The organism is Mesorhizobium sp. M7A.F.Ca.CA.002.05.1.1, from assembly GCF_003998335.1.
Lineage (GTDB): Bacteria > Pseudomonadota > Alphaproteobacteria > Rhizobiales > Rhizobiaceae > Mesorhizobium.
Window position 1 is genome coordinate 1 of sequence record NZ_RZQI01000238.1, and the last position, 7,300, is coordinate 7,300.

Consider the following 7,300-nt stretch of genomic DNA (forward strand, 5'->3'; position numbering starts at 1 on the left):
ATCCATCTGCGCTTCTCGCTGCCGCAGGAGCCAAGTGCTGCGCTGCGCAAGGAGATCAAGCGCGCCGACCAGATCGCCGCCTATTTCGAGGCAACGCTGCTCGCCGGCTTTTCGACCGCCGAGGCGACCGAGTTCTTCGGCCGTCCGCGCGGCTTCAATGCCGACCGCTTCGATTTCACGCCACGCTCGGTGACCTGGGCGCAAAATGCGTTCCTGAAGCGGTTTTCCGCGATCGAGACGTCGCGGCACCAGGTTTCGGCAACCGCAATCGGCTAAAGCGCGTCGCGCTGAAACGGATTCATGCGCCGCGCTTTAGGTCTTGTTTTATGCATGTCGTTTTCCCCAAAACCGAGGTCACTTTTGGGCGACATGCATTAAAACGCTAAATTAACCGGCGGCGGCCACAATAGCGCGTTCGATCACGGTCCGCAGGCGCGCTCATGCCCGTCGCTGATGCCAAGGATGGTTCGACCATCCCGAAACGGGAGGCCGAAGGCATGGACCGCTCCCGCCACATGGAAGACGAACTGCGCGAGCAGAACCAACGCTTTTCGGCTGCGGTCGAGAACATGTCGCACGGCCTGTGCATGTTCGACGCCGACGAGCGGATGATCATCTGCAACGGCAACTACCTGAACATCTTTTGCCTCGAAGCCAGCGTCATAAGGCCCGGCATCCGGTTCCTCGACATTCTGCGCCACAGCGTCGATATCGGCATCGCCTCGCAAACCGCCGACGAACTCTACGCCATCCGCAAGCCCTATATCGATCAGGCAAAGCCCTCGACCTATGAAGAAACACTGTCGGACGGCCGCATCGTCAGCATCTCGCACCGCCCTCTGGCTCTGGGCGGCTGGGTCTCGATCTACGAGGACATCACCGAGCAGCGCCGCGCGCAAGAGGATCTCAAGGAGCAGCACCGCCGCTTCGACGCAGCGCTTGCCAACATGTCGCAAGGCCTGCTGATGTACGGCGCCGACGGCAAGATGATCGTGCGCAACCGGCGTTTTCTTGAACTCTACAATGTCACCGCGGCAGACTTCCCGCTTGGAACGACGCACCGCGAGGCGCTCGAAAGATTGCTGGAACTCGGCATCTATACGGAGATCGACGTCGACAGCGAAGTCGCCAAGACCGAAGCCTGCCTGACGGCGGCAAAAATGCATTCGGCCTACCGGCATCTTGCCGACGGCAGGACGGTTCTGGTCACACGCCGGCCGATGAACGGCGGCGGCTGGGTAGTGACCTTCGACGACGTCACAGAACGTCGCCGCACCGAAGAGCGCATGACCCATCTTGCGCATCACGATACGCTGACGGGATTGCCCAACCGCTCGATGTTTCGCGAACGGCTCGACCTTGCGCTGGAAGCCACGGCGGTCACGCCGCTGGCAATCTTTTCGCTCGATCTCGATCGCTTCAAGGCGGTCAACGACACCTGGGGACATCCGGCCGGGGACTGGCTGTTGAAGAGCGTGGCCGAGAGGCTGCAGCGCTGCCTGCACAACGAAACCGACGTCGTCGCCCGTTTCGGCGGCGACGAATTCGTCATCATCCAGTTCAACTTCAAGGGCATTGCCAATGCAGAAAAACTCGCGAAGCGCATCGTCGAGACAATCGGAAAACCGTTCCGCGACAAGAGCCGCGAGATGCATGTCGGCATCAGCCTGGGCATCGCGGTTTTCCCCGACGACGGTGGAGATGCCGACGCGCTGCTGAGAAACGCCGATACGGCGCTTTACCGGGCGAAGAGTGAAGGGCGCAATCAGTATCGGTTCTTCGAACCCGGAATGGACGCTATGGTACAGGCACGGCGTGCGCTGGAGATCGACCTCGAGACCGCGCTGCCGCGCCAGGAATTCGACCTCGACTTCCAGCCCATCATGAACATCGCATCCGGGGAGATCGTCGGCGCCGAAGCCTTGATGCGCTGGCATTCGCCGACACGCGGCACGGTGGCGCCGGACAGCTTCATTCCGGTCGCCGAAGACACTGGATTGATCGTGCCGCTTGGCGAATGGGCGCTGAGGAAAGCCTGCACGGCGGCGGCCGACTGGCCCGCCGGCCTGCGCGTCGCGGTCAATGTCTCGGCCGTGCAACTTAAAAGCGGCAGCTTCGCCCGCAGCGTCATCTCGGCGCTGGCTTTCTCCGGCGTGCCAGCCGATCGGTTGGAGCTGGAAATCACCGAAACCGTGCTAATGGACGAAAGCGAGGCGGTGCTGAGGACGCTGCGGCAGTTGCGCGAACTCGGCATCCGCATCGCGCTGGACGATTTCGGCATCGGCTATTCCTCGCTCGGCTATCTCAGGCGTTTTCCCGTCGACAAGATCAAGATCGATCGTTCGTTCATCCACGACCTGGGCAATCGTGACGCCGCGGCGATCGTTCGCACCGTCATCGGGCTGGGCGCCGAGCTTGGCATCACTGTCACCGCCGAGGGGGTCGAGACCGAGGTGCAACTCGACATCCTGCGCGGCAATGGCTGCACAGAGGCGCAGGGCTATCTGATCGGCGTGCCGTCAACGGCGGCCGAGATCCAGCGTCTGCTGAAATCCCGAGCACTGCACAGCCAGACCGGCTGAGGCCGGCCATCGTCAACGCAGCGTGTCGATGTATTTGCCGTGGAAGCTGACATAGCCGGGCTCGACCACCTTGAGATGCCGCTCGATCAGCGCATGAAACCGCGGCAGTTGATGAAACGGCACGCCTGGATAGGCATGATGCTCGGCATGGAACGGCATGTTCCACGCCAGCCTGCGGACCAGCCAATTGGTCAGCGTGGTCCTGGTGTTCTCCAGCATGTTGGCGACGAACGGACAACGGCCGTGCTCGGCTAAGAGATAGAGGCGCAGAAACGGCTGCCCCAACAGAGCGGGCAAGATCCAGACATAGACAAGCACCGAGAGCCGGAAATAAAGGGCCAGCAGAAGGACCACGGCATAAAAGGCAATCATGGCGCGTGCCTCGCTGCGTACCTTGTCATAGCCCTTTGGCGGAACGTAGCTTTCGCGACAACCGCCCGCCGCGTTAGCATAGAGCGTCTTGAGGTGGCCCCACCATAACGGGATGCCGGATATGTGGACGAGGTATTGCCGCCATGTCTCCGGTTTCGGGAAGGCCAGTTCAGGGTCGTTCTCCGGGTCTTGCGTGTATCGATGGTGGGCAAAGTGGAAGTAGCGGAACCAGTCCGCCGGCAGTGCGATCGCCAGACTGCACACCCGCGCCACGACATCGTTCAGCCGCTGTGCCTCAAAAGCCGTGCGATGAACCGTCTCGTGCAGCAGCGTGAACAGGAAGACGATGAGGATACCTTGCGGAAGCATCAGCAGTGGCCAGAACGGCACCTTGGCGGCGATCAGCGATCCGACGACCACGATCGCGCCCCAATGAGCAGCAAGCTGAACGAGGCCCGCAACATCAGACTTGGCGGTCAGCCGGTTGCGCTCCTCCTGCGTCAACGATGAAATTACGTCACGATGATCCACGTGCTTCGATCCAGACTGGAGTTTGATGAACCCATTGTAGCCAATGAACAACCTTTCCAAAAACGACGATTTCTGCAATCTAGATAAGCAGAACTTATCTATTCGGTGAGTATGGCCGTACCTCCCTCTCTCAAAGGACTTCAAACTTTCGAGGCTGCGGCCCGTACAGGCAGCTTTGCCGCGGCAGCGGAAGAGCTTTCGGTGTCGGCCGCTGCCGTCAGCCAGCTCATCCGCACGGTCGAGGAGCAGATGGGCCGCAAGCTGTTCCACCGCGTCAACCGGCGCGTCGTCCTCACCGAGGCCGGCGTCGAGATGCTGCCCAGGCTGACCATGGCCTTCCAGGAGATCGGCAGCGTCGCGCGCCAGCTGGGCGGCGATGCGTTCCGCCCGCGCCTTGTGGTGTCGGTGCCGCCATCCATGGCCATGGGTTGGCTTTCGCAGCGTCTCGCTGGTTTTGCCTCAAGCCATGGCGCCGTCGACATATCGCTCAGAGGCGACGACGACCCGGTGCCGTTCGACCGTGAACTGATCGACATCAGGCTCTCCTATGGGCCGCATTATCGCGAGCACCCGACCGAGGACATCGTCCAGGACGCAGTCTATCCCGTGTGTGCGCCCGGGCTGGCGGACACGATCAAACCCGAAGGCCTGGCCAGTCTGCCGCTTATCCACACGGGCTGGGGACCGACTGGTGCGTCCTTTCCGTCCTGGCACAACTGGTTCGAGGCGGCCGGCATCGAGCCCGGCCGGGCAGCGCAGCGCGGCCTCTCGGCCAACTCATCGCGTGCAGCGCTCGACCTTGCGATTTCGGGATTGGGCGTGGCGCTGGCGCAAGGAATCTACTGTGCCGAGGCGCTGGAAGACGGCCGGCTTGTCAGGCCCCTCGCCCAGGCACTGGAGCTGCGCCAGCCCTATTGCCTGACGATCCCCGAGCGCAGCGCCAGGCGCGACGTCGTGGCGGCGTTTCGCCAGTGGCTGATCGACGAATGCCGACGCGCAGTGGACTCGCCGGCACTGCGTTGACGTAGCGTGCGGCGATGATCAGAGGTGCCCGCTCAAGGCCTCAGCCATGTCCTTGTTTGTCGCCACAGGGATGATCTCGAACTCCACCAGATCCGCCCATTCGATGACCCAACGCTGCAGCAGCGTGACGTCATCGGTCTCCACCAGCAGGAAGCAGCGGCTCATGTCCGCCGCGATCCAGCTGTGGTGCACGAGAAGCTCGTCCGGTTTCAGGCGGCCGCGGTCGCGAAAGCGGCGATAGATCTCCTTGCGATCGCAGCCGGTGAAATCCTCGATCACGATAAACTGCATGTTCTACCCCCGATCAAATTACCGCCCCGGCCGGTCCAGCCGCTCCAGGAACCACTGCGTCAGCCGCACCCAGACCTCGTCCTTCTCGCCGGAATCCTCCCAGCCATGGTCGAGGTTGGGATTGTCGTTGACCTCGATGACGAAGACGCCGTCCTTGGTCTCCTTGAGGTCGACGCCGTAGAGCCCGTCGCCGATGCAGCGCGCCGCCTTTACAGCCGTCTCGACGACATGCGCCGGCGTCTCCTTCAGCGTGAAGGTCTTGATGCCGCCCTGGTCGGGCTTGCCGTTGGCCTTGTGGTTGACGATCTGCCAGTGCTTCTTGGCCATCAGATAATGCACGGCAAACAGCGGCTGGCCGCCGAGCACACCAACGCGCCAGTCATACTCGGTCGGAATGAATTTTTGCGCGATCAGAAGGTCGGAATCCTCCAGCCATTCGGTAGCAAGCGTCTTCAGTTCCTCGAAATTGGCGCATTTCTTGACGCCGCGCGAGAACGACGAATCCGGGATTTTCAGCACCAGCGGAAAGCCCAGCGTCTGCGCTGCCAGTTCGAGATCCGAGGTGCCGGCGATCATCACCGTCGGCGGCACCGGCACCTTGTTGTAGGCCATCAGCTCGTTGAGATAGACCTTGTTGGTGCAGCGGATCATCGACAGTGGATCGTCGATAACCGGCATGCCTTCCTGCTGGGCGCGGCGGGCGAAACGATAGGTGTGGTTGGAGATCGAGGTGGTCTCGCGAATGAACAGCGCGTCGTAATTGGCGAGCTTGGCGAGGTCCCGCTTGGTGATCGGCTCGATTTCGACACCCATCTTCTCGGCGATCTTGGCCCAATAGCGCAGCGACGATATCTCCGATGGCGGCAATTCCTCATGCGGGTCGACCAGCGTGGCGAAGGTGTAGCGCGCCGGCGTGCGGCCCTTGGTGTCGCGCCATTCGCGGTTGGTGTAGGTCTCCAGGCACTGGATGAAGCTTTTTTCCTCATCCTCGGTCATCCGCGCCAGCGGATGGAAACCGATCTTGCGGATCGAGGCCCATTCGGCGCTGTCCTTGATGTGGACTTCGAGCGCCGGCGCGCGGAACCAGTCGAACAGAAGTTTGGCGAAGCGGTCCCAGATTTTCGACGGGCCGATGCCGAAGAAGATGCAGACCTTTTGCGGAAAAACGCCGGCGAGATCCTTGCGGCATTTGTTGAGCGCCAGCTCCAGTTCCGGCAGCGCGTGTTCATAGAGCTTGCGCTCCGACAGGTCGATCATCGTTTCGACCGTCGGGATCACCTTGTGGCCGCGCGAGCTTGCCAGCAGCGACGCATAGTAGCCGCGGCTCTGGTAGCCGTAATTGTTCGACAGGTTGATGACCTTCGGCCACTGGCCGCGAAACAGTGACGGGTGCGCGAGATAGTCGCGATTGGTGATGATCTTGTGCGGTGTCGCCACCTGGTCGAGATCGCTCTGCCTGCCGGTAAGGATGACCCAGGTCATTATCTGTCACGCTTTCCCAGAGTGATGGCGGCACGCAATCCATCGCGACCGAACTGCGCCATGTTCATGAAGATGCCGTAAGGCACGGGAATGTTGGCTGCATCAAGGATGGTCTCCTGCCTTTCGTCTTCGACCCAAGGGTCGTGGATCAGGATATGGTCGCCGTCATCGCCGATCGCCAGCACCCAGTGCGGCACCTTCTTGCCAAACATCAGGAAGCCGCTGATCAGCACCAGCACCAGCTTTCCCTCAGCGATCGCAGCGCGGATATCGTCGATTGTGAATGCACGGTAATTCACCGGGATGCCGTAAAGTTCCGCGCGTCGGCGAAAGTCGACCTGGGCCAGTTCCATCACTCTGCGCTTGTCCTCACTGCGTACCGATTGCAGGAACAACGCGCCATAGAAGGAAACGTAGATCTCCACCGCGAGCCCGCTTTCGTAGCCCGAGACAGCGAGGCCGAATGGCTCGCAACCACCGGGACCCGACATCATGAAGACGGTCGTCGCTTCACGCCACAGGCGGATTTCCATGACCGGATCCGGCACGAAGCCGCGATCGAAATTGGCCATCGCCATCATCAGGCAGCACGGGCCGCAGGTGAATTCGCAGGTCTGCGGGTAGAACGGCACCTTGGTGGCGATCGGAATGTCGCCACGCAAGGTCTTTTCGTAGCGAAGTGCCGTTTCGCCATCCTCATAGTAGCCGGGCTCGCGGCCGATCTTGCGATACCCGGCCTGTTCGTAGATACGGATCGCGCGGCTGTTGTCCTCGCGAACTTCGAGACGCAGCATCATGCGGTCGTGCTCGAAGGCGGCATCTTCGGCGGATCCGAGCAGCATGCGGCCGACACCCAGCCCGCCGAAAAACGGACTGGTCGCAATCGAGTAGAGGCGCGCCACGCCGCTGCCCTTGCGAAACAGCACGATCGCGTAGCCGGCCAGGCGGCCATCGACTTCAGCGACCAGCGTCTCGGCGGTTTCACGCTCGATGAACAGGCGAAAGGAGCGGCGGGAAAT

6 protein-coding genes and 1 pseudogene are annotated in these 7,300 nt (G+C 61.6%); 3 read left to right on the top strand and 4 right to left on the bottom strand.

Translation table 11 applies throughout. The features are described 5' to 3' along the window. Together EN939_RS14340 and EN939_RS14345 are read left to right on the top strand one after the other, a co-directional pair. Nucleotides 1–276, top strand: a pseudogene (locus EN939_RS14340) (hydrolase); the annotation flags it as partial. 164 nt (nt 277–440) lie between these two features. Next, complete coding sequence (locus EN939_RS14345) at nt 441–2,582, top strand: putative bifunctional diguanylate cyclase/phosphodiesterase (RefSeq protein ID WP_127268530.1); 2,142 nt, start codon at nt 441–443, stop codon at nt 2,580–2,582. Between the two features lie 12 nt (nt 2,583–2,594). Here the strand turns inward: EN939_RS14345 and EN939_RS14350 are convergent, their stop codons facing one another. Further along, nucleotides 2,595–3,485 (bottom strand): fatty acid desaturase family protein, encoded by an 891-nt coding sequence (locus EN939_RS14350; RefSeq protein WP_127268531.1) that lies wholly within the window; start codon nt 3,483–3,485, stop codon nt 2,595–2,597. A 111-nt stretch (nt 3,486–3,596) separates the two neighbouring features. On the opposite strand from EN939_RS14350, the gene EN939_RS14355 reads away from it, so the two are divergent. Then, nucleotides 3,597–4,508: a LysR substrate-binding domain-containing protein gene (locus tag EN939_RS14355; RefSeq protein WP_127268532.1), complete on the top strand. Its 912-nt coding sequence runs from the start codon at nt 3,597–3,599 to the stop codon at nt 4,506–4,508. Nucleotides 4,509–4,526: 18 nt separating this feature from the next. Here the strand turns inward: EN939_RS14355 and EN939_RS14360 are convergent, their stop codons facing one another. The 3 genes from EN939_RS14360 to EN939_RS14370 form a co-directional block, all read right to left on the bottom strand. Next, nucleotides 4,527–4,787: a DUF3303 domain-containing protein gene (locus EN939_RS14360; RefSeq protein ID WP_236383112.1), complete on the bottom strand. Its 261-nt coding sequence runs from the start codon at nt 4,785–4,787 to the stop codon at nt 4,527–4,529. A 30-nt stretch (nt 4,788–4,817) separates the two neighbouring features. Then, complete coding sequence (locus EN939_RS14365; protein WP_127268534.1) at nt 4,818–6,281, bottom strand: RimK family protein; 1,464 nt, start codon at nt 6,279–6,281, stop codon at nt 4,818–4,820. Continuing rightward, nucleotides 6,281–7,300 (bottom strand): GNAT family N-acetyltransferase/peptidase C39 family protein (locus tag EN939_RS14370; protein ID WP_127268535.1); only part of this gene is annotated, 1,020 nt, incomplete at its 5' end. The genes EN939_RS14370 and EN939_RS14365, both read right to left, overlap by 1 nt.

What these genes read in the sequence shown, in the direction of transcription:
- EN939_RS14365 (WP_127268534.1), bottom strand. Translation starts at nt 6,281, where the DNA reads ATGACCTGGGTCATCCTTACCGGCAGGCAGAGCGATCTCGACCAGGTG.
- EN939_RS14355 (WP_127268532.1), top strand. Translation starts at nt 3,597, where the DNA reads ATGGCCGTACCTCCCTCTCTCAAAGGACTTCAAACTTTCGAGGCTGCG.
- EN939_RS14345 (WP_127268530.1), top strand. Translation starts at nt 441, where the DNA reads ATGCCCGTCGCTGATGCCAAGGATGGTTCGACCATCCCGAAACGGGAG.